Raw genomic sequence first — 19,859 nt, 5'->3', positions numbered from 1 at the left:
TTTTTAAAAATTATAAAGGTGGGGAAATAAATGTTAAAACGTATGTTCAAAAATCAAAAAGGTTTTACATTAGTAGAGCTTCTAGCAGTTATTGTTATTTTGGGGATTATTTTGGCGATTGCAGTTCCTGCGATTGGGAATGTTATCGGTGATTCAGAAGACAAGGCTCACGAAGCTAATTTGGAACTGATTAAAAATGCTGCTAGGTTGGCTCATGTTAGCGGTCTTGAAGATAGTAAGACCTCAATAAATGGATTACAATACTCAGTTGTTGCCTTGGAATCAGCAGGGTACCTTGAAGATGTTCCAACTGTTCCAGGGGATGATACAAAAGTATATGGTGGTTATGTTGATATAAAGAGTAATGGAGATATAGACCTTAGTAATATTACACATTAAACAAACGCCCCTAAAGGGCGTTTGTTTTTGATACACATGGGATATATTGAAACTCGAGGTGAAGTAATTGTTCGTTGAAATTATCTTTATAATTATAGGCAATATTTTCGGCTCATTCTTTAACGTAGTAGGTCTACGACTACCACAAAACAAACCATTCATCAATGACCGATCACAATGCCCGCATTGTAACCACCAATTAACGTGGTACGAACTGATTCCTCTACTATCATACATATTTCAAGGTGGTAAATGTCGTCATTGTAAGGTGAAAATTTCACCAATGTATCCTTTGGTAGAAGTGTTAACAGGAGCTTTATTTGCAATATCGTACATACAATATGGATTTAGTATGGAGTTAATTATTTCATTATTATTAGTTTCTATGCTAGTAATAATATTTGTTACAGATATTAACTATATGCTTATACCAAATAAAGTATTGATTTTCTTTTTACCATTCTTTATAGTACTACGAATTGTAGAACCACTAAATCCTTGGTGGTCATCCATTACTGGTGCCATTACTGGATTCGCCGTCATAGCTATCATAATTCTAGTTAGCCGTGGTGGGATGGGAGCTGGAGATATGAAGTTGTTTGCTGTACTTGGTATAGTGTTGGGCTTACAGCAAGTACTGCTAGCATTCTTTTTATCTTGTGTTATTGGTGCGGTAATTGGAATACTATTGATTTTATTAAAGCGAATTGACCGAAAACAACCAGTACCATTTGGACCGTATATTGTGATTGGTACATTAATCGCTTATTTTTACGGTGACTCCATCGTGAGTTGGTATTTAACAAACATTTAAGAAGGTGGTAGCATGGGACTAATGAGAAAAGGCAGGATAAATATTGTTATTACCAATAGAGTATTACGCTATTCCTATCATAAACATGCTACACTCGATAGTTTAGTTGACCAAGGTGAGTTAGAATTGCCGCATGAAACCATTAAAGATGGAGCGATTATAAATAGGTCGGTCTTAGTTACTATACTATCTAAGTTAGTAAGGAAAAAAAGGTGGAAGCGGAAAGATTTATTCTTCTGTTTACCGGATGACGCTGTTGTTATTCGTCCCTTACAGGTTCCGGCAGCATTAACTGAAGAAGAGGCAATTAGTTATTTGAAGAATCAATTAGGTAATAGCTTCTTTCTACCTTTTGCCAATCCATCTATCTCTGTTGAGTTCTTAGATGAAGAAAATCAACAACGTAATATACTTTTATATGCCTACCCCAAGGATAAAATAGTGGCATTTGAGGAAGTGTTCCGAGAGGCAGGTTTAAAACCGGTAGTTGCTGATTTAACTTCGCTGTCAGTGTATCGCTATTACTACAAACGATACCGAAAAGAGAATGATCATGTATTACATATACAGTGGAATTTGGATGCACTGATATTAACAGCCTTCCATAATCATAAGGCAGTTTTTACTCGATACATTAAACAATCGTTGAACGAACAACAATTAGATTTAAGCAGAAGTGAAGTGGAAGGAATAATTAATGAATATAGTATTGAAGTCAATCGTATAATTGACTTTTACCAATATTCCATTTCAAACGGTCAAGCAAATATAAACTTGGTTCTTTTATCTGGGGATTTTCCTTATTTATCTGAAGTACAAAAGTCATTGAAGGAAAGAATTTCAGCTGAAATCTTTTCTTTCTCAGACAACGAAGAAGAACTAAAATATATTGATGTACTTGGTCTAGCTCTGAAACCATATGACCTGAAAAAGGGGAGCAACACATGAATGTAGAAATTAATTTTCTAGAGAAACAAGAGAAGAAAAAAATTGCTCCATTTATGTTTAGCCTTTTGGCAATACTCCTTATTAGTTTAGCTATTGGTGTCACCTGGTACCAGACTTATTTGTTAACGCATGAGTTAAATGAAAAAAGTGCCTATGTTGAAAAGCTAGAAGCAGTTATTTCAGAAAATCAAGTAGAAATTGCGGATCAACAACGACTTCAACAACTTCAACAAGCTGTCGAAAACTTACAACGATCCTCTTTACCAACGGTTGACTTGTATGAAGAAATCATAGGATTAATACCGAATCTTAATCAACTGCAAAGTTATGAGAATGGTGATTCCACTCAGTTAATTGTTGATGTTACGTTTCCTCATCTAATAGCGGTTAGCTCTTATGTTTCCAGCCTATTAGATGTGAAATATGTCCAGGATGTTCAACTAACTGGGGTTAGTAAAGTAGAGCTTGGCTATCAAGCGACTTTAACCGTTTTATTTGATGAAGAGGTTCTTAAAAAGGAGCTGAATCCCAATGAATAATAAGTGGCCGAAAGCTTTCACCTTCATTTTTATTGGGATATTCCTTATAGCAGGGTTACTCTATCTTACTTTGTTTTTTACAGTTGTTGAGCCTAAAAAAGCAGAACTGGACCAGGTGGAAAAGGAAATTGCGATGTATGAAAATGCCGTAAATAGAATATCTGATCAAGAACATAGTGAGAATAATGATGAAGAACAAACTAAGTTACTAACTCAAATTCCTGACACGAAAGAAACAGACTCGGTTTTAGCTAGTTTAAATAAACTAGCTAGTAGAAATAGTGTCACGATTAATTATGTTGAGTCAATAGAACCGAGTGAATCTTCTACAACTCAACTCAATCAGGCTTCTTATTTAGTTGAAGTTGGAGCTGATAATCTTCGTAATGTGAATGTTTTTATAGCAGGGATGTTAGATGGAGAACGATTTGCTACTGTTGACACAATTGAAATAAGTCAAAATGAAGCCGATGTTTTTGCAAGAATTAATTTTACAACTTATTATACGAACAATTAATAAGGCAACCAAATTTGGTTGTCTTTTTGTATGCAATTACAAAATGAATCAACTGATAAGCATGTTCTGTTTATCAAGAGATATACATAAATATAGTTAAAAAAGGAGGAGATTAATTATGAGACATTACGCTTTTCTGCGGTTATTACTAGCGGCATTCTTTTTATATTTTGCCTGGCCATTAATTCCAGCAGCTAACTCACAACTAGAATTAATGTTCTGGGGTGCTTGGTTAGCTTTTTTTGTATTAGTGTTTGGATCGAACTTAGCAACTTTGCTAAAAATGTCTGAACCACCTGTAATGGAACAGGAATATGAGAAATTTAGACAAACAGACGCTTAAACATTGAGCCCAATGCGATTCATCTGTATAATATAGTTACTAAAGATGACTAGTACAGTTGAAAGTCGGTGAGGCAAATGGCTACAAAACATGAACAAATTATTCAGCACATTATATCATTATCAGTCGGGAGTAAAATATCGGTAAGACAAATAGCAAAAGATCTTAACGTTAGCGAGGGAACAGCTTATCGCGCAATTAAAGAAGCGGAAAATATCGGTTTAGTTAGTACCATTGAACGGGTAGGTACGATTCGTATTGAACGGAAAAAGAAAGAGAACTTTGAACGGCTAACCTTTGCAGAGGTAATCAACATTGTCGATGGACAAGTTCTTGGTGGACGGGAAGGTCTTCATAAGACACTTAATAAATTTGTTATAGGAGCCATGCAGCTAGATGCAATGATGCGCTATACAGAGAAAGGTTCTTTATTGATTGTTGGTAACCGAGTGGAGGCTCATGAATTAGCACTGAATGAAGGGGCTGCTGTATTAATAACTGGTGGTTTCGATACAGAGGATTATATTAAGCGATTAGCAGACGAAAAGCAGCTTCCGATTATTTCAACAAGCTATGATTCATTCACTGTTGCGGCAATGATTAATCGTGCTATTTACGATCAACTGATAAAAAAAGAGATTGTATTAGTTGGGGACATTTGTACACCAGCAGAGCGAGCTCAAATTTTACATACAGGTGATACTGTTGCGGATTGGTATGCAGCTAATGATAAGTCGCAACATTCCAGGTTTCCAGTTTTAGATAGTAAGAGCCGAGTTATTGGCATGGTAACTTCTAAAGATATTATTGGAAAGGAAAGAGACTTTCCAATTGAAAAGGTAATGACTAAAAATCCGATTGTCGTACAATCAAAAACTTCACTAGCATCAGTTGCTCATATGATGGTTTGGGAAGGTATCGAGGTTGTGCCGGTTGTCGATGAATCTTCAACACTGAAAGGGTTAATTTCTAGACAGGATGTATTAAAGGCACTACAACAAATACAACGCCAACCACAAATTGGTGAAACAATTGATGATATTGTGAAGAACAATGTAGCAGCGTTAGAGGAAGATAACACCATATTTCAGGCTAAAGTTATCCCACAAATGACCAATCAACTAGGGACATTATCCCCGGGAGTATTCACTTCTTTAGTGACTGAAGCAAGTAGTCTCTTATTATTCCAATTGAAAAAAGGGGACTTAGTTGTAGAGAATATAACGGTTTACTTTATCAAACCTGTACCTATTGACTCCACGTTAAGAATCAAACCGAAAATAATTGAGGCAGGAAGAATTTATGCTAAGATAGATGTAGAAGTCTTTCTTGAGAAGAAATTAGTTGGGAAAGCATTATTAATGGCACAAATAATGGATAGATAAAAATAGCTGACTAGTTTAACCTAGTCAGCTGGATTTAGTCGGTTCCATTCATTACGGTAATGCTTTGTTTCTTTAAGGCCGCGAATCGATTGCAAGACACCAAGAATAATAAATACGATTCCGATAAATAACGAGATTCTTGTTTGATAGAATACATATTGATTAATACCAAAGGCTAAAATGAATAAGCCTAGGCAAATTCTCGCTTTTGCATTAAAGTATCGTTGGGTCAGTCCATCTTTTGTTTTTAATATAGCAACCTTATAATATATGTACATAACGATGGATAGGACGATAACAATTGGAAAAATAACCATATAATCTACTCCTAATAATCAATAAAAATAGTACATGTCATATTGTAGCATTTAAACATGATAATAAGCTAGTTATTATGTGATAATATTTTGAACAGTAAGGAGAACACTATGTCAATTCAAGCTATTCAACAAGCCATTGAAGAATTTAATACTATTATCATTCATCGACACGTTCGACCTGACCCTGATGCATTAGGCTCACAAGCTGGCTTACGTGAACTGATTAAAGCATCTTATCCAATGAAACAAGTCTATGTGGTAGGAGAAGATGATCCATCGTTAACTTTCATGGTTGAAATGGATCAGATTTCTGATGACGTTTTTGAAAATGCCTTAATCATCATTTGTGACACTGCTAATACGGGGAGGATTGATGATTCTAGGTATCAACTGGGTGCAAAGATTATTAAGATTGACCATCATCCTAATGTAGACCCGTATGGTGATATTAGCTGGGTTGATACCACAGCTAGTTCAACTAGCGAGTTGATTTACGAGTTTTTCGTAACTGCTGAAGGGCTAACGATGAATGCGGCCACTGCTAGATTACTTTATGGTGGAATTGTTGGGGATACTGGAAGGTTTCTATTTCCAAGTACAACGAAAAAAACGTTACAATATGCTGCGGAACTTGTAACCTATGATTTTGATCGGACGCAATTATACGATGGAATATATAATGTGAAAGACCACATTGCTAGAATGCGAGGGTATATCTTGCAGAACTTCACATTAGATAGTGATGGCTTAAGTGTTGTGAAATTAACAAGGGATATACTAAATCAATTTCATGTTAGTCCATTAGAAACTGGACAGTTAGTAGGTACGTTAGGTGAAATCGATGGGATCTTAGCTTGGGTATTTTTCATCGAGGAAGAGGATCAAATTCGTGTCCGTTTACGTTCAAAGGGCCCTGTAATTAATGAAGTCGCTGCAAAGTATCGTGGTGGTGGACATCCATTAGCTTCAGGTGCTTCTATCTATTCTTGGGATGAAGCGGAACATGTGGTACAAGACCTAAAAGAGACAATTAAACAATTTAATCGTTAATGACAATTTCTAGAAAACTACAAAAAAGATGCTGATTTCTTAGTTGAAATCAGCATCATTAACTACTTTTACTTTTTGTTACTGGTATAAACCAGCAGCCAGATTGTGTTTCGTCGTAAGATACATCAAGTCCGAGTCTTGCTATATCTCGTTTAATTAAGCGAATGACTTCTTTTGATTCTGCATAAGCTGTTCGGCCGTTTTTAAGCTGGTTAATCTTCCGGTCACGAACAAATCTTTCATTCATAATCAACATGAGAATTCCTCTCCTTTCTCAATTTTATGAATGGATATTCATCTCTATTCTTATTTTACTCGAAATGTGTTGAAATGCATACCTCCATAAGTCCTGTTTCATGAAATGTTCACATAATTCATTAAGAAAACTCGCATTCACGCGTTTTTTGCGAATGTGTTCGTTTCTGATGGATGAGGGAAAGATTGTGATAATACGATTCTATCTGCCCAAAAAAACCTTACCCTTTAAAAGATATGATGAAGGAAAGGATAAGGTTCCATTTTTAAACGGAATCGGATAAATTGGCATGGACCACAATTTTAACTGTAGTTGCAATGACTAATCTTTTTATTTCAAAACTATAAGTAAAGTCATCCACCTTAAAATTTTTATTTTCAATGGAGGATACAATTAGTGAGTCACTTGCTGCTATGGTTTGAATATCGATTCCAATAATATCTTCAAGTTCTTCTTTTACTAAACGTTCTAACTGGTCTTGAAGTAATATATCAATTTTTAAATCCTTTGCATTAAGAATTTCTAAATCAATTTCCTCAATAGTAATTTTCTGATTTGATTTTTTATTTAAGTCCTCATTATCCTCTTCTAATACGGAAATTCTTTTTTCTGCATCATGTAGTTTATTTTCAACCTTACTGTATTCTTTTAATAAGCTTTCATACATATCTCCATACATAAATAATACAACCCAATAAGAAATAAGTGCACCGAAGAAGATACCAACTAAAAAACGTTGCCATCCTGGTTTTTTATGGTACTGTGGGACATGCATTAGGTGATCTCCTCCTGGATTAGCCAGCTAATGATTAACATAGCAGTTTTCGCTCCTCCCATGGCAGATAAAAGGAGTAGCAACTGTTTTACTACCTCGATGGAAGGACCTTCAAGAAATCCTTTTTGAAGATTTTCAATCGTATCAAATGATCCACCGATTGCGGCAACGATACCCCATATACCTAGCTTGCGAGAGATTCGTGACATGGCAGTAAGAGGGGCTTCCCCTGTAGCAAAGGAGCCGATTCCACCAATTAGGGCTCCGCCTAAAATAACACCTAAAGCAATAAAGAAGCAATGGATAAATTGTGCAAAGAAGCGTTCTTCCATATCGGATACCCCTTACATTAAAGTTAAGTTCTGTACATTCTATGATAATTACGGACAAGTTATGTTTGTAGATATACAGAAGGCATTTAGATTGGCTATAATAGATTTAGAGAAAGTAGAGGCGGGATAGTATGTCATTTACGCATTTACAAGTAAAGACTGGATACAGTTTTTTTAATAGTACAATCACAATTGAAAAATTAATCAAACAAGCGCATCAGCTACAATTTGATGCACTAAGTATTACCGATGAAAATGTACTTCATGGAGTCATTCCCTTTTACAAAGCTTGTTTGAAACATGGGATTAAACCAATTATTGGGATGACGGTGACTGTATATGAAGAAGACGAGGAATCGTCTGATGAAGTTATATTACTAGCAAAAGATAACCTTGGATATAAAAATCTAACTAGATTAAGTACTGCTATTCAACAAAACCAACGAAACGGAATAAGTAAGAAAGGTCTGTCTGAATATCTCGATCAAATAATCGTCATTATGCCTATACATACGAATACAATAGTTCAGCTAATCCAAAACTCCGCTTTTGAGGATATCGAAGCCTATCTCTCGTTTTGGAAGAATGCAGTGAACAGAGATGATTTTTATCTTGGGATTTCTAATTTCGGAAACGAGCAAGATAATTATATCCAACATGGGATAAAAGCCTACCAAGATCGTTTCCATACGAAAGTGGTTGCAATAAATGATGTAAGTTATTTGCAGGAGCAGGACGTCTATGCATATGACTGTTTACAGGCGATGAAGCACGGTAAAAATTGGTCCATGAACAAAACTTCACTGCCTAAAACGAATCGACATTTACGTTCGGCAGTGGAGATGGGACAAGTATTTTTTAGTTGGCCAGAAGTCATAGCAGAAACCAAACAAATTCAGGAGAAATGTAATGTTTCATTTGACTTCGATGCACGTATGATTCCGGCTTATCCGTTACCAGAGGGAACGACTGCCCATGACTATTTGGAGAATATTTGTTGGAGCAACCTTGAAAAGCGCTACACAACGATAACAGAACAGGTAAAAGCGAGACTAAATCACGAATTATCCGTCATTAAGAGAATGAATTTTAGCGACTATTTCCTTATTGTTTGGGATTTTATTAAGTATGCAAAAGAAAACCATATTGTGGTAGGGCCAGGCCGTGGTTCCTCTGCCGGTTCTTTAGTTGCCTACTCACTAGGAATCACTAACGTAGATCCAATGAAGTATCATTTATTATTTGAACGCTTCTTGAATCCAGAGCGAATTACCATGCCCGATATTGATATTGATTTTTCAGACGTACGTCGGGATGAGGTAATTGCGTATGTTCGTGATAAATATGGACCAGAACATGTAGCACAAATTATTACATTTGGAACCTTTGCTGCAAGGTCGTTAATACGTGAGCTTGGAAAAACAATGGACATCAATCAGCAAGATATATACTTTGTATTAAAACAAATACCAAGCCAATCATCAGGTTCATTAGTAAGTATGTTGAAGGGATCTCATGAGTTAACAAATTATGTACAGCAATCAGAGAGCTTAAAAGCATTGTTTAAAATTGCAACTGTGTTAGAGGGAATTCCTAGACATGTTTCCACACATGCTGCAGGGGTTGTTATTAGTGAGCAACCGTTAGTAGAACATGTGCCATTAACTGTTGGAGCGACAAATACGGCACTAACCCAATATCCGATGACGGATCTAGAATCGCTTGGCTTACTCAAAATTGACTTTTTGGGCTTGAGAAACTTAACACTGATTGAACGAATTGTGAAATCGATTTGTTATAAAGATGCACCTGATTTTGACTTGGAACATATTCCAGAGCATGATGACCTAACCTTTGATTTATTAAAACGTGGAAAAACAAATGGAGTCTTCCAATTAGAATCTGACGGTATGAAGCAAGTGCTCGAGCAGTTAAAGCCCAACACGTTTGACGATATAGTAGCGGTCAATGCTTTGTATCGACCAGGTCCAATGGACTTTATTCCAACTTATATTGAACGAAAGCATGGGCTTAAGAAGACATCTTACCCACATCCAGATTTAGAACCCATTTTGAAAAGTACGTATGGCGTGTTGATTTACCAAGAACAGATTATGCAAATCGCACATCATATTGCAGGGTTTACGTTTGGACAAGCTGACTTACTCCGAAGAGCAGTTAGTAAAAAGAAGCAAGATATTATGGATGAGCAACGAGAAGTATTTCTTCGAGGGTGTTTGAAAAATGGTTATGATAAAAAGGTTGGCGAAGAAATATTTGCCTGGATTGTGAAGTTCTCCAACTATGGTTTTCCGAAAAGTCATGCTGTTGCTTACAGTAAAATATCCTATCAACTAGCTTATCTGAAGGCGCATTTTCCAAAACATTTCTATGCAGAACTTCTTACGTCCATAGGAAATCAGCATGACAAAATTCATTCCTATATTAAGGAAATGAAGGAACTGAATATAACCATTGGTGTACCTTCTATAAATAAGAGCTTTGGTCGATTTACAGCCGAAAAGGGTTGTATTCGAATGGGACTACAATCCATTAAAGGAGTCGGTAATCAAGCTGTACAAGAAATAATTGCAGCGAGAAAACAGGGGCCATTTAAAAATTTATTTGACTTCTGCTTACGAGTTACTCCAAAAATTGTAAATCGAGCTACAATTGAGTCACTGATATTAGCAGGAGCTTTCGATGAGACATACTCGAATCGTGCAAGTTTATTAGCTTCTATTGACCAAGCTATTGAATCAGGGGATCTATTCAGGGAATTTAACGATCAACCTAATTTATTTCAAGACCAATTAGACCTTGAGCCAACTTATGTAGATATCGAAGATTTTAGCCAAATTAAAAAGCTTGCTGATGAAAAAGAATTATTGGGCATATATATTTCAAGCCATCCGCTGCTACAATACCGTCATTCGTTAAGAGGACAAGGTTATATCTCTCTTCATCATTCGATGGAATTAGAAGGTAAAAAACAATTAAAAAGTGCTGCTATCATTCAAGGGATAAAGACTATTCGTACGAAACGTGGAGAACCAATGGCATTCGTAACCATGAGTGATGAAACGGAGGATATGGACGCTGTTGTATTTCCTGAACTGTATCGCATGTCTAGCCGCTATTTAGAAGAAGAACAACTGGTTTTCATTACAGGTAAAGTCGAGGCGAGAAATGGAAAGAAACAATGGTTGCTTTCATCAGTTGAACCTTTTGATGAAGGGGAACTAGGTCGATCTATACAGTCTAGATTGTTTATCAAAACAACGGAAGAAACTAGTAAAGATGCATTAACTGTAATCCGAAAGCTAGCCCACTTACATCCAGGGTCAACCCCGGTTATCGTATATCATGCAGAACAACAGAAAACATATCGGTTAGCTACGGATTACTATTTAGAAATAAATCGGGAAACATTGCGTTCTTTGGAGGATTATTTTGGCAAGACGAATGTAGTTTATGAGAAACAGTAAAATACGAAACTTTACAGAGAACTACATTTTGATATAATGTAATAGTTAAGTGGTCAGACCACTTTGAACGGATCAGCAAAAAGGAGCGAAAATATTGTGAATTTAAGAGATGAAGCATTGCATATGCATAAAGTGAATCAGGGAAAATTGGAAACAGTATCAAAAGTTCCTGTAACTAATGCTAAGGATTTAAGTCTAGCTTATTCGCCTGGAGTTGCTGAGCCATGTAAGGTTATCCATGACCGGAAAGAAGCTGTATATGATTACACCATGAAAGGTAATATGGTTGCTGTTGTTAGTGACGGTTCTGCCGTTTTAGGTCTAGGAAATATAGGTCCTGAAGCAGCATTGCCTGTTATGGAAGGGAAAGCTGTATTGTTTAAAAGCTTTGCTGGAGTGGATTCTTTTCCAATTTGTTTGGATACTCATGATGTAGATGAAATTGTGCGCACAGTTAAGTTAATGGAACCTACTTTCGGTGGTGTTAACTTAGAAGATATCGCAGCTCCGAACTGTTTTATTATTGAAGAAAGACTACGGAAGGAAACAAATATACCAATTTTCCATGATGATCAGCATGGTACCGCGATTGTTACAGTCGCAGGGTTAATCAATGCATTACGATTAGTCGGGAAATCTTTCTCTGAAATAAAGATAGTTGCAAATGGTGCTGGTGCAGCGGGGATTGCTATCGTTAAACTGTTATACCATTTTGGCGTTCGCGACATGATTATGTGTGATTCTCGAGGTGCTATTTTCGAAGGGCGTACGTATGGAATGAATGATGTTAAAGATTCCATTGCACAGATTACAAACCTTGATAAAAAAGAAGGATCTCTAGATGAAATGATTGAAGGGGCCGATGTATTTATTGGGGTTTCTGTCGGTGGGGCATTAACGCAGGAGATGGTTAGGAAAATGAACTCAGATCCCATTATTTTTGCTATGGCTAATCCTGATCCAGAAATTTTACCTGATGATGCTAAAGCAGCTGGAGCAAAAGTAATTGGGACAGGGCGCTCTGACTTTCCAAATCAAGTTAACAATGTACTGGCATTCCCAGGGATATTCCGTGGGGCTTTAGATGTTCGAGCTACTCGTATTAATGAGAAAATGAAAGTTGCAGCGGCTGAAGCAATCGCCTCGTTAATTTCAAAAGAGGAATTAAAAGAAGATTATGTTATTCCTGCTCCTTTTGATACTAGAGTTGCACCATTGGTTGCGTCTGAAGTTGCTAAAGCAGCAATGGAGTCTGGTGTAGCACGAATTCAAGTTGATCCAGAAGCAATTGCCGAAAAAACACGTCGATTAGCAAAAATCTAATGTTACTTCCCTTGGGTTTGAGGGAATGGTTGTAAAAAAGGAGAGAACATGGGTGTCCATGTCACCAAAACAAAAAGTATATCAAGGTGTTCTGGAAGAAATTCGTAATTATATCGAAACAAACGATTTGAAGCCAGGTGATAAACTTCCATCTGAAAGAGAATTATCGGACAAGCTTAATGCGGGGAGATCTTCTATAAGGGAAGCATTACGAGCGATGGAATTAATAGGGGTAATAGAGACAAGACGTGGTGAAGGGACTTTTTTGAGTAAATATCGACCATACCAAACCGTTGAGATATTGTCCTCATTTATTCTGAAAGAAACAACAAAGGAAGAGCTATTAGTAGTGAAGGCACTCTTAGAGAAGGAAGCTGCTAAGCTTGTATATTTAAAAATAGACGAAGAGAAGGTATTAGAGTTACAAAAAATTTTAGATAATAATGCTATGAGTTTGAAGGAACAGCATTATTCCTTCTTTAGTTACGTACTAGAATTAACGGATAATCTATTATTGATGCGTATTTGGGGTTTAATTGATGAATATACAAAGAGCTTTACCAAGAGCTATTCGAAAGGCTTTTATACTAGTCTGGTTGAATCCTATAAAACAAGAAACTACCTAGCATTAGAAAGTCTATTTATCGAAGAGAAAACATACGATTCCATGTAATTATAGTTTTTTTATATTTTTCTTTTTCTTCGACTATTAACGACACCTTTTTTGGGTAGACTTGCTGTATAGTAATATAATCAGGACTGAAAATTACTGAATAATACCTGTTAACTTTGGGAATGGGTTTATGATAAGGGGGACTTACTTTGCTCAAAGACCTTTTTAATAAGAAGAAGAAATATGCTTCTATTCCTAGCGAGCAATCCAAAGTAGATATTCCTGAGGGGTTAATGAAAAAATGTGATAATTGTTATAAAATTTTCTACCGTAAGGAAATGAATAACAATTTAAATGTTTGTCCTAACTGTGGACATCACCATCAGTTAAATGCTTGGGAACGAATTGATAGTTTATTTGATAAGGATACATTTGTAGAGTGGGATAAAGGAATGATTACATCCAATCCACTTGATTTTCCTGGATATGAAGAAAAAATGGAGAATGACCGTAAGAAAACAGGATTAAATGAAGGAGTAGTATCTGGTAAAGGTTTTTTAAATGGACAAGAAACTGCATTTGCCGTAATGGATTCTAGATTTCGTATGGGAAGTATGGGTTCTGTTATGGGTGAAAAGATTGCTAGAGCGGTTGAGAATGCTAGAAAGGAATCGTTACCTTTCATTATTTTTACGGCATCTGGTGGTGCTAGAATGCAAGAAGGGGTTCTTAGTCTAATGCAGATGTCTAAAACATCAGTGGCTATTAAAAGATTTTCTGATGCCGGTGGTTTAATGATTTCGGTAATGACACATCCTACGACTGGTGGAGTTTCTGCTAGCTTTGCTTCACTTGGGGATTACAATTTTGCAGAACCAGGTGCATTAATTGGTTTCGCGGGTAGACGTATCATTGAACAAACTACACGTGAAAAACTACCTGATGATTTTCAAACAGCAGAATTCTTGTTTAAGCATGGGCAATTAGATCAAGTTATCCATCGTCATGATCTAAAGAATGTTTTAGGAACACTACTGAAGATGCATCAGAAGGGTGGGAATCCTGAATGAAGCAAATACTAGAATTTGAGAAGCCAATTGTTAATTTAAAGGAAAAAATTGCAGAGCTAAAGAAGTTTACTGGGGAAAGTGATATTGATTTATCAGAAGAAATTACTACCTTGGAAAAACGCTTAGCAGATTTAGAAGATGATATATATGGAAACCTTAAGCCTTGGCAACGTGTCCAAATGGCTAGACATCAGGAAAGACCAACAACATTAGATTATATTGCTGAACTATTCACAGATTTTCTTGAATTCCATGGTGATCGTAACTTTGGGGATGATGAAGCAATTGTCTCCGGAATAGCCTACTATAAGGGTGTTCCTGTAACCGTTATTGGACACCAACGTGGTAAAAATACGAAGGAAAATATTAGACGGAACTTTGGAATGCCACATCCTGAAGGGTATAGAAAGGCATTACGACATATGAAACAGGCTGATAAATTTAATCGCCCTATCATTTGTTTTATCGATACAAAGGGAGCAGACCCTGGTAAGGAGTCTGAAGAACGAGGTCAGAGTGAAGCTATTGCTAGAAATTTAATGGAAATGGCAGGTCTTAAGGTACCAATTGTTTGTATTGTAATTGGGGAAGGCGGTAGTGGTGGAGCATTAGCTTTAGGTGTTGGTGATCTTATTTTTATGCTCGAGAACTCTACTTATTCTGTAATCTCTCCAGAAGGTGCAGCTGCATTATTATGGAAGGATTCAGGACTTGCCCAAAAGGCTGCAGAATCGATGAAGATTACAGCTCCTGATTTATTTGAATTAGGTATAATTGATGAAATCATCGCTGAACCTAAAGGTGGAGCACATCGAAATATTAAACAACAAGCAGAAAACATTGACAAAGTGATTGAAAAATCTCTTGTTGAACTTAACAAATTGTCAGTAGATGAATTATTAGAGAAAAGATGGGAAAAATATAAACAAATTGGAGATTACAAGGAACATTAGAAAAGGATGTCTCAAGTTGGGGTTATTTCCCCACCTTGAGACGCTTTTTTTTATTGAGAAATAGTATAACCTATTTTTAAAGTGTTTTACTTATTAACCAAAAGAATTGATTAAGTAAGACATATTATAAATTACTTCCAAATATCGATGTTTTTGATTGATATTTTAGGATTTTAGCCTTATCTTGTAAATGGAGGCAAACATATTATCTAGTTTAAACTTCATGTTAGAGACTAGCATAATTGTAGTAAATCAATTCATCAAGTACATACTAAAAGAGGAAATATTATATTTTAGAGGTGAAACTAATTGAAGAGAATCGGAGTATTAACTAGTGGTGGAGATGCACCAGGAATGAATGCAGCAATCCGCGCGGTTGTTCGAAAATGTATTTACCATAATGTTGAAATATATGGAATTAACAATGGCTATCAAGGGTTAATTGAAGGTAATATTTTTAAAATGGATGTAGGTTCTGTTGGTGACATCATTCAGCGTGGTGGAACGATGCTTTATACTGCAAGAAGTGAAGAATTCAAAACTGAAGAAGGAAGACAAAAAGGTATTGAACAATTAAATAAATTTGGAATTGAAGGTTTGATCGTAATTGGTGGTGATGGTAGTTTTCGTGGTGCTCAGAAGTTAACTGAAAAGGGATTCCCATGTATTGGAGTACCAGGTACAATTGATAATGATATTTCAGGAACAGACTTCACAATTGGTTTCGATACAGCGCTTAATACGATTATTGAGGCGATTGACAAAATACGTGATACAGCAACATCACATGAACGTACCTATATAGTGGAAGTAATGGGAAGAGACGCTGGAGACCTAGCTTTATGGGCCGGCCTTGCAGACGGAGCAGAAAGTATACTAATTCCAGAGAAGAAAGATGACTTGGATGAGGTTATTGCACGTTTAAGACGTGGTGTGGAACGAGGTAAAAGACACAGTATCATTATTTTAGCAGAAGGTGTCGGTAGTGCATTTGATTATAGTGACCAAATAAAAGCAGCTACTAACCTGGAAACACGTGTTACTGTTCTTGGTCACATACAACGTGGAGGCTCTCCAACAGCTAATGACCGTGTTTTAGCTAGTCGTTTAGGCGCACAGGCTGTAGAGTTATTGTTGGAAGGAAAAGAAGGAAGAATGGTCGGTATACAAAAAAACCAACTAGTAGATCATGACATTAATGATATTTTGACGCAAAAACATTCTATTGATGAAGACATGTATAAGTTATCTAAGGAATTATCGATTTAATTTATAGGAGGCTTTTTATAATGAGAAGAACAAAAATTGTATGTACAATCGGACCAGCATCTGAATCCGTAGAAACATTAATCGATTTAATTGAGGCTGGAATGAATGTAGCTCGCTTAAACTTTTCCCATGGGGATTTTGAGGAACATGGCGCACGAATTAAAAATATTCGAGAAGCTGCAGAAAAAACAGGGAAAACGGTAGCAATATTACTAGATACAAAAGGACCAGAAATACGAACAGGTAATTTCAAAGAAGGACAAGCAGATCTTATTCAAGGGAATACGGTATATATTTCGATGAATGAGGTAGAAGGAACTGCAGAACGCTTTTCTATTACATATCCAGGCTTAATCGATGATGTCCATGTTGGATCTAAAATCCTATTAGACGATGGACTTATTGAATTAGAGGTAATTGATATTGATCAAGAAAAGAAAGAATTGAAAACTGTAGCTCTAAACTCTGGTCTAATAAAGAATAAAAAGGGAGTTAACGTTCCTAACGTAGCAGTTAACTTACCGGGTATTACTGATAAAGATGCAAAAGATATCGAATTTGGTATAGAACAAGGTATTGATTTCATCGCTGCATCTTTCGTTCGTAGACCATCTGATATATTGGAAATTAGAGAACTATTAGAGAATCATAATGCAAATCATATACACATCATTCCAAAGATTGAAAATCAGGAGGGTGTAGATAATATTGATAGTATTCTTGAAGTAAGTGATGGGCTAATGGTTGCACGTGGAGACTTAGGTGTTGAAATCCCTGCAGAAGATGTTCCACTTGTTCAAAAACAATTAATTCGTAAATGTAACACAGCTGGTAAACCTGTTATTACTGCAACCCAAATGCTGGATTCCATGCAAAGAAATCCACGACCTACAAGAGCAGAGGCATCTGATGTAGCGAATGCGATTTTTGATGGCACAGATGCAATCATGCTATCCGGAGAAACAGCTGCAGGAAGTTATCCTGTGGAATCAGTGAAGACTATGAATAATATTGCAGTAAAAACAGAAACGGCTCTAGATCATCAATCTATACTAAAAAATCGTAGTGAATCAGTAGATATGACAATTACCGATGCAATAAGTCAATCTGTTACGCACACTGCTATGAATTTAACTGCTAATGCAATTATTACACCGACAGAGAGTGGACATACTGCGCGGATGATATCTAAATATAGACCAAAGGCTCCAATCATCGCGGTAACATACAATGAGCGTATCAATCGCCAACTTTCTTTAGTTTGGGGTGTACATGCTATTACTGGCGCTAAAGCAAGCTCTACTGATGAAATGCTAGATGTAGCAATTGACCTTGGCCTTCAGGCAAATCTTTTGAATCATGGTGACCGAGTAGTAATTACAGCAGGTGTACCAGTTGGTGAAGCAGGGACAACTAACTTAATGAAAATACACATTATCGGTGATGTGATTGCAAGAGGACAAGGAATTGGAAAGAGAAGTGCATACGGAAAAGCGGTTATTGTGAAAAATTCAGAAGAAGCACTCAATAAAGTAAACCATGGTGATATTATCGTAACGTACGGTACCGATCGTGATATGATGCCTGCCATTGAAAAGGCATCAGGTATTGTCACCCTTGAAGGTGGACTTACATCTCACGCGGCTGTCGTTGGGTTAAGCTTAGGCATACCAGTAATCGTTGGTGTGGATAACGCATTTGAACAGATCCATGATGGCGAAGATATTACAATAGATGGTACTAAAGGTGATATCTATAGAGGCCATGCAGGAGTGCTTTAAAAAAGTTAAAGGAGGGATTCGTGTCCCTTCTTTTTTCCTATCATTTTAACAGGGAGGATTGTATATGAGATGGTTACTATTAGCTTTTCTTATTTTATCCGCTGCTGAAATTGGCTTATTTGTATGGGCGGGGAGTCTTATCGGACCTTGGTGGGTTGTTGCCATTATTGTACTAACTGGTTTTATTGGGGTGACCCTAGCCAAAAGAGAAGGTGTTGAAACTTGGAACCGTGCTCAACAATCTATGCACCATGGCCAAGTTCCAACTCAAGAAATACTAGATGGAATTTGTATATTAATTGGTGGTGTGTTCTTATTTGCTCCTGGTTTTATTACGGATGTAACTGGGTTTATCCTCGTTCTACCACAGTCGAGAAAGTTTGTTAAAGGAATTTTGACTAGCTTATTGAAAAAGTTATTGGACAACAATACCATTGTTATTCGCAGGAAATGGTAATTATCCTTTGACAAATTGGATCATTTTCATAAATATTCCGGACTGGAAGATTACATAGATAGAGATTAAGATAATTGGCGCTAACAAGACACCAGCGATTCCCCATAATTGGATGGTTACAAATAAGATGATTAAACTAACTAATGGATTAATTCCAATACTAGCTGAAATTATTTTTGGTTCAATCATTTGACGGACTATGATTACGGTCATATACAAAATACTTAGTCCAATCGTCATGGAATAATCTCCAGTTAAGAATGTATAGAGAATCCATGGAACAAAAATAATACCTGTTCCAATAACAGGAAGTAAATCAACGAGTGCTGCAATTCCTGCAATAGTTAGAGCGTGCTCTACTCCAATTATTGCTAGCCCAATAAAAATAATGACTGCAGATATAATGATCAAGATAAGCTGAGCTCGTAAATAACCTGAAAAAGCCTTTTTTATTCCAGTATGCAAATCGGAAATAAAGGTAAGCATGTTATTTGGAAGTAATTCTTTTAGCTTTTTAGTTATATTGTGCCAGTCATTTACCATCATGAACGTGGCTAATAAAATAAAAATAGTAATCGTTAAGGAATTTGGAAAGATTCCAACGAATTCAGGTAGTTGCATGATAAGCGATTGAATCATATTTGTCCCTGTATTTGCAATGTTTTCAAGAAACTCCGTTACGTTTTCTTGGATGGTAGTTTGATGTGAAGAATCTAGTGATCGGAAATAGGATAAAATAGACTGATAGAGCGGAAGAATATGTTGATTGATAATTTCTTCCATCAACTGCATAAATGAGTGGAAATAATTAGGGAACTTTTCCATCAGATAGGTTGTTCCACGGATAATTTCATTTACGAGTAGAAATAACAAACCGATCAGTAATATAAAGATGGAAGTAATCACAGTTAATGTAGCAAGGCTCCTGGGGATCTTCCATTGGTTTTCTAGGTACGTGACAGAAGGATTAATTAAAGCAGCCAACATAAAAGCTATCAAAAATGGATACATATACCCAATGGTAAATTTTAAGAAAATAAGAACTAAGACTGTAATAATACAAAGAAAAAGTCCTCTAATCATTGGATCAAACAACTGCTTGTACACTTTAACGACCCCATTTATTAGCATCTCTATAAAATCACTATATGTTAGTAAATGATGGAATATTAATAGTTGCGGTTAAAATAGCTTGAGGTTAGTAAACGGCTTGTTTCAGTTAACACC

21 protein-coding genes are annotated in these 19,859 nt (G+C 36.3%); 16 read left to right on the top strand and 5 right to left on the bottom strand.

Going from position 1 to position 19,859, the window contains the following annotated elements; genetic code table 11:
• Positions 1–30 precede the first annotated feature (30 nt).
• The 7 genes from TE34_RS20755 (at position 31) to TE34_RS12150 (ending at position 4,945) form a co-directional block, all read left to right on the top strand.
• Positions 31–399, top strand: coding sequence for a competence type IV pilus major pilin ComGC (locus TE34_RS20755; protein WP_084710699.1), 369 nt, complete (start codon positions 31–33; stop codon positions 397–399).
• Positions 400–466: 67 nt separating this feature from the next.
• Positions 467–1,213 carry a prepilin peptidase gene (locus TE34_RS12175; protein ID WP_047985090.1) on the top strand — a complete coding sequence of 249 codons (747 nt, stop codon included), beginning with the start codon at positions 467–469 and terminating at the stop codon, positions 1,211–1,213.
• 12 nt (positions 1,214–1,225) lie between these two features.
• On the top strand, positions 1,226–2,161 hold the full coding sequence (gene pilM / locus TE34_RS12170; protein ID WP_047985089.1) for a type IV pilus biogenesis protein PilM: 936 nt from the start codon (positions 1,226–1,228) through the stop codon (positions 2,159–2,161).
• On the top strand, positions 2,158–2,700 hold the full coding sequence (locus TE34_RS12165; RefSeq protein WP_047985088.1) for a hypothetical protein: 543 nt from the start codon (positions 2,158–2,160) through the stop codon (positions 2,698–2,700). Before pilM ends, TE34_RS12165 begins: the two co-directional genes overlap by 4 nt.
• A complete protein-coding gene (gene pilO, locus TE34_RS12160; protein WP_047985087.1) occupies positions 2,693–3,217 on the top strand; it encodes a type 4a pilus biogenesis protein PilO in 525 nt (174 codons plus the stop codon). Before TE34_RS12165 ends, pilO begins: the two co-directional genes overlap by 8 nt.
• A 118-nt stretch (positions 3,218–3,335) precedes the next feature.
• Positions 3,336–3,560, top strand: coding sequence for a hypothetical protein (locus tag TE34_RS12155; protein ID WP_047985086.1), 225 nt, complete (start codon positions 3,336–3,338; stop codon positions 3,558–3,560).
• A 77-nt stretch (positions 3,561–3,637) separates the two neighbouring features.
• Complete coding sequence (locus TE34_RS12150; RefSeq protein WP_047985085.1) at positions 3,638–4,945, top strand: DRTGG domain-containing protein; 1,308 nt, start codon at positions 3,638–3,640, stop codon at positions 4,943–4,945.
• A gap of 20 nt (positions 4,946–4,965) precedes the next feature.
• Here the strand turns inward: TE34_RS12150 and TE34_RS12145 are convergent, their stop codons facing one another.
• The gene (locus tag TE34_RS12145) at positions 4,966–5,262 is read right to left on the bottom strand and encodes a YtpI family protein (RefSeq protein WP_047985084.1); all 297 of its coding nucleotides are present in this window, start codon (positions 5,260–5,262) and stop codon (positions 4,966–4,968) included.
• A 111-nt stretch (positions 5,263–5,373) separates the two neighbouring features.
• Between TE34_RS12145 and TE34_RS12140 the strand changes: the two genes are divergently transcribed.
• Entirely contained in the window at positions 5,374–6,315 is a 942-nt protein-coding gene (locus TE34_RS12140; RefSeq protein ID WP_047985083.1) for a DHH family phosphoesterase, read from the top strand.
• A gap of 58 nt (positions 6,316–6,373) precedes the next feature.
• On the opposite strand, the gene TE34_RS12135 is transcribed toward TE34_RS12140, so the two are convergent.
• From TE34_RS12135 to TE34_RS12125, 3 genes are all read right to left on the bottom strand, one after another.
• Positions 6,374–6,571, bottom strand: coding sequence for a hypothetical protein (locus tag TE34_RS12135; RefSeq protein ID WP_047985082.1), 198 nt, complete (start codon positions 6,569–6,571; stop codon positions 6,374–6,376).
• Positions 6,572–6,836: 265 nt separating this feature from the next.
• On the bottom strand, positions 6,837–7,346 hold the full coding sequence (gene ytrI, locus TE34_RS12130; RefSeq protein WP_047985081.1) for a sporulation membrane protein YtrI: 510 nt from the start codon (positions 7,344–7,346) through the stop codon (positions 6,837–6,839).
• Positions 7,346–7,678: a YtrH family sporulation protein gene (locus tag TE34_RS12125; protein ID WP_047985080.1), complete on the bottom strand. Its 333-nt coding sequence runs from the start codon at positions 7,676–7,678 to the stop codon at positions 7,346–7,348. Before TE34_RS12125 ends, ytrI begins: the two co-directional genes overlap by 1 nt.
• Before the next feature lie 131 nt (positions 7,679–7,809).
• On the opposite strand from TE34_RS12125, the gene dnaE reads away from it, so the two are divergent.
• From dnaE to TE34_RS12085, 8 genes are all read left to right on the top strand, one after another.
• Positions 7,810–11,166, top strand: coding sequence for a DNA polymerase III subunit alpha (gene dnaE / locus TE34_RS12120; protein ID WP_047985079.1), 3,357 nt, complete (start codon positions 7,810–7,812; stop codon positions 11,164–11,166).
• A gap of 93 nt (positions 11,167–11,259) precedes the next feature.
• The gene (locus TE34_RS12115; protein WP_084710703.1) at positions 11,260–12,489 is read left to right on the top strand and encodes an NAD(P)-dependent malic enzyme; all 1,230 of its coding nucleotides are present in this window, start codon (positions 11,260–11,262) and stop codon (positions 12,487–12,489) included.
• Positions 12,490–12,547: 58 nt separating this feature from the next.
• Entirely contained in the window at positions 12,548–13,162 is a 615-nt protein-coding gene (locus TE34_RS12110) for a FadR/GntR family transcriptional regulator (protein WP_047985153.1), read from the top strand.
• 149 nt (positions 13,163–13,311) lie between these two features.
• A complete protein-coding gene (gene accD, locus TE34_RS12105) occupies positions 13,312–14,172 on the top strand; it encodes an acetyl-CoA carboxylase, carboxyltransferase subunit beta (RefSeq protein ID WP_047985077.1) in 861 nt (286 codons plus the stop codon).
• The gene (gene accA / locus TE34_RS12100) at positions 14,169–15,125 is read left to right on the top strand and encodes an acetyl-CoA carboxylase carboxyl transferase subunit alpha (RefSeq protein WP_047985076.1); all 957 of its coding nucleotides are present in this window, start codon (positions 14,169–14,171) and stop codon (positions 15,123–15,125) included. The genes accD and accA overlap by 4 nt, the downstream gene beginning before the upstream one ends.
• 309 nt (positions 15,126–15,434) lie before the next feature.
• A complete protein-coding gene (gene pfkA, locus TE34_RS12095; RefSeq protein ID WP_047985075.1) occupies positions 15,435–16,394 on the top strand; it encodes a 6-phosphofructokinase in 960 nt (319 codons plus the stop codon).
• Between the two features lie 20 nt (positions 16,395–16,414).
• Complete coding sequence (gene pyk, locus TE34_RS12090) at positions 16,415–18,175, top strand: pyruvate kinase (RefSeq protein WP_047985074.1); 1,761 nt, start codon at positions 16,415–16,417, stop codon at positions 18,173–18,175.
• A gap of 64 nt (positions 18,176–18,239) precedes the next feature.
• Entirely contained in the window at positions 18,240–18,632 is a 393-nt protein-coding gene (locus tag TE34_RS12085; protein ID WP_047985073.1) for an FxsA family protein, read from the top strand.
• On the opposite strand, the gene ytvI is transcribed toward TE34_RS12085, so the two are convergent.
• Positions 18,633–19,739, bottom strand: a complete 1,107-nt coding sequence (ytvI, locus tag TE34_RS12080) for a sporulation integral membrane protein YtvI (protein WP_053075069.1) — start codon at positions 19,737–19,739, stop codon at positions 18,633–18,635.
• Positions 19,740–19,859 lie beyond the last annotated feature (120 nt).

Source organism: Ornithinibacillus californiensis (assembly GCF_001038485.1).
GTDB lineage: Bacteria > Bacillota > Bacilli > Bacillales > Amphibacillaceae > Ornithinibacillus > Ornithinibacillus californiensis.
This window is presented reverse-complemented; position numbering and strand designations above follow the sequence as displayed.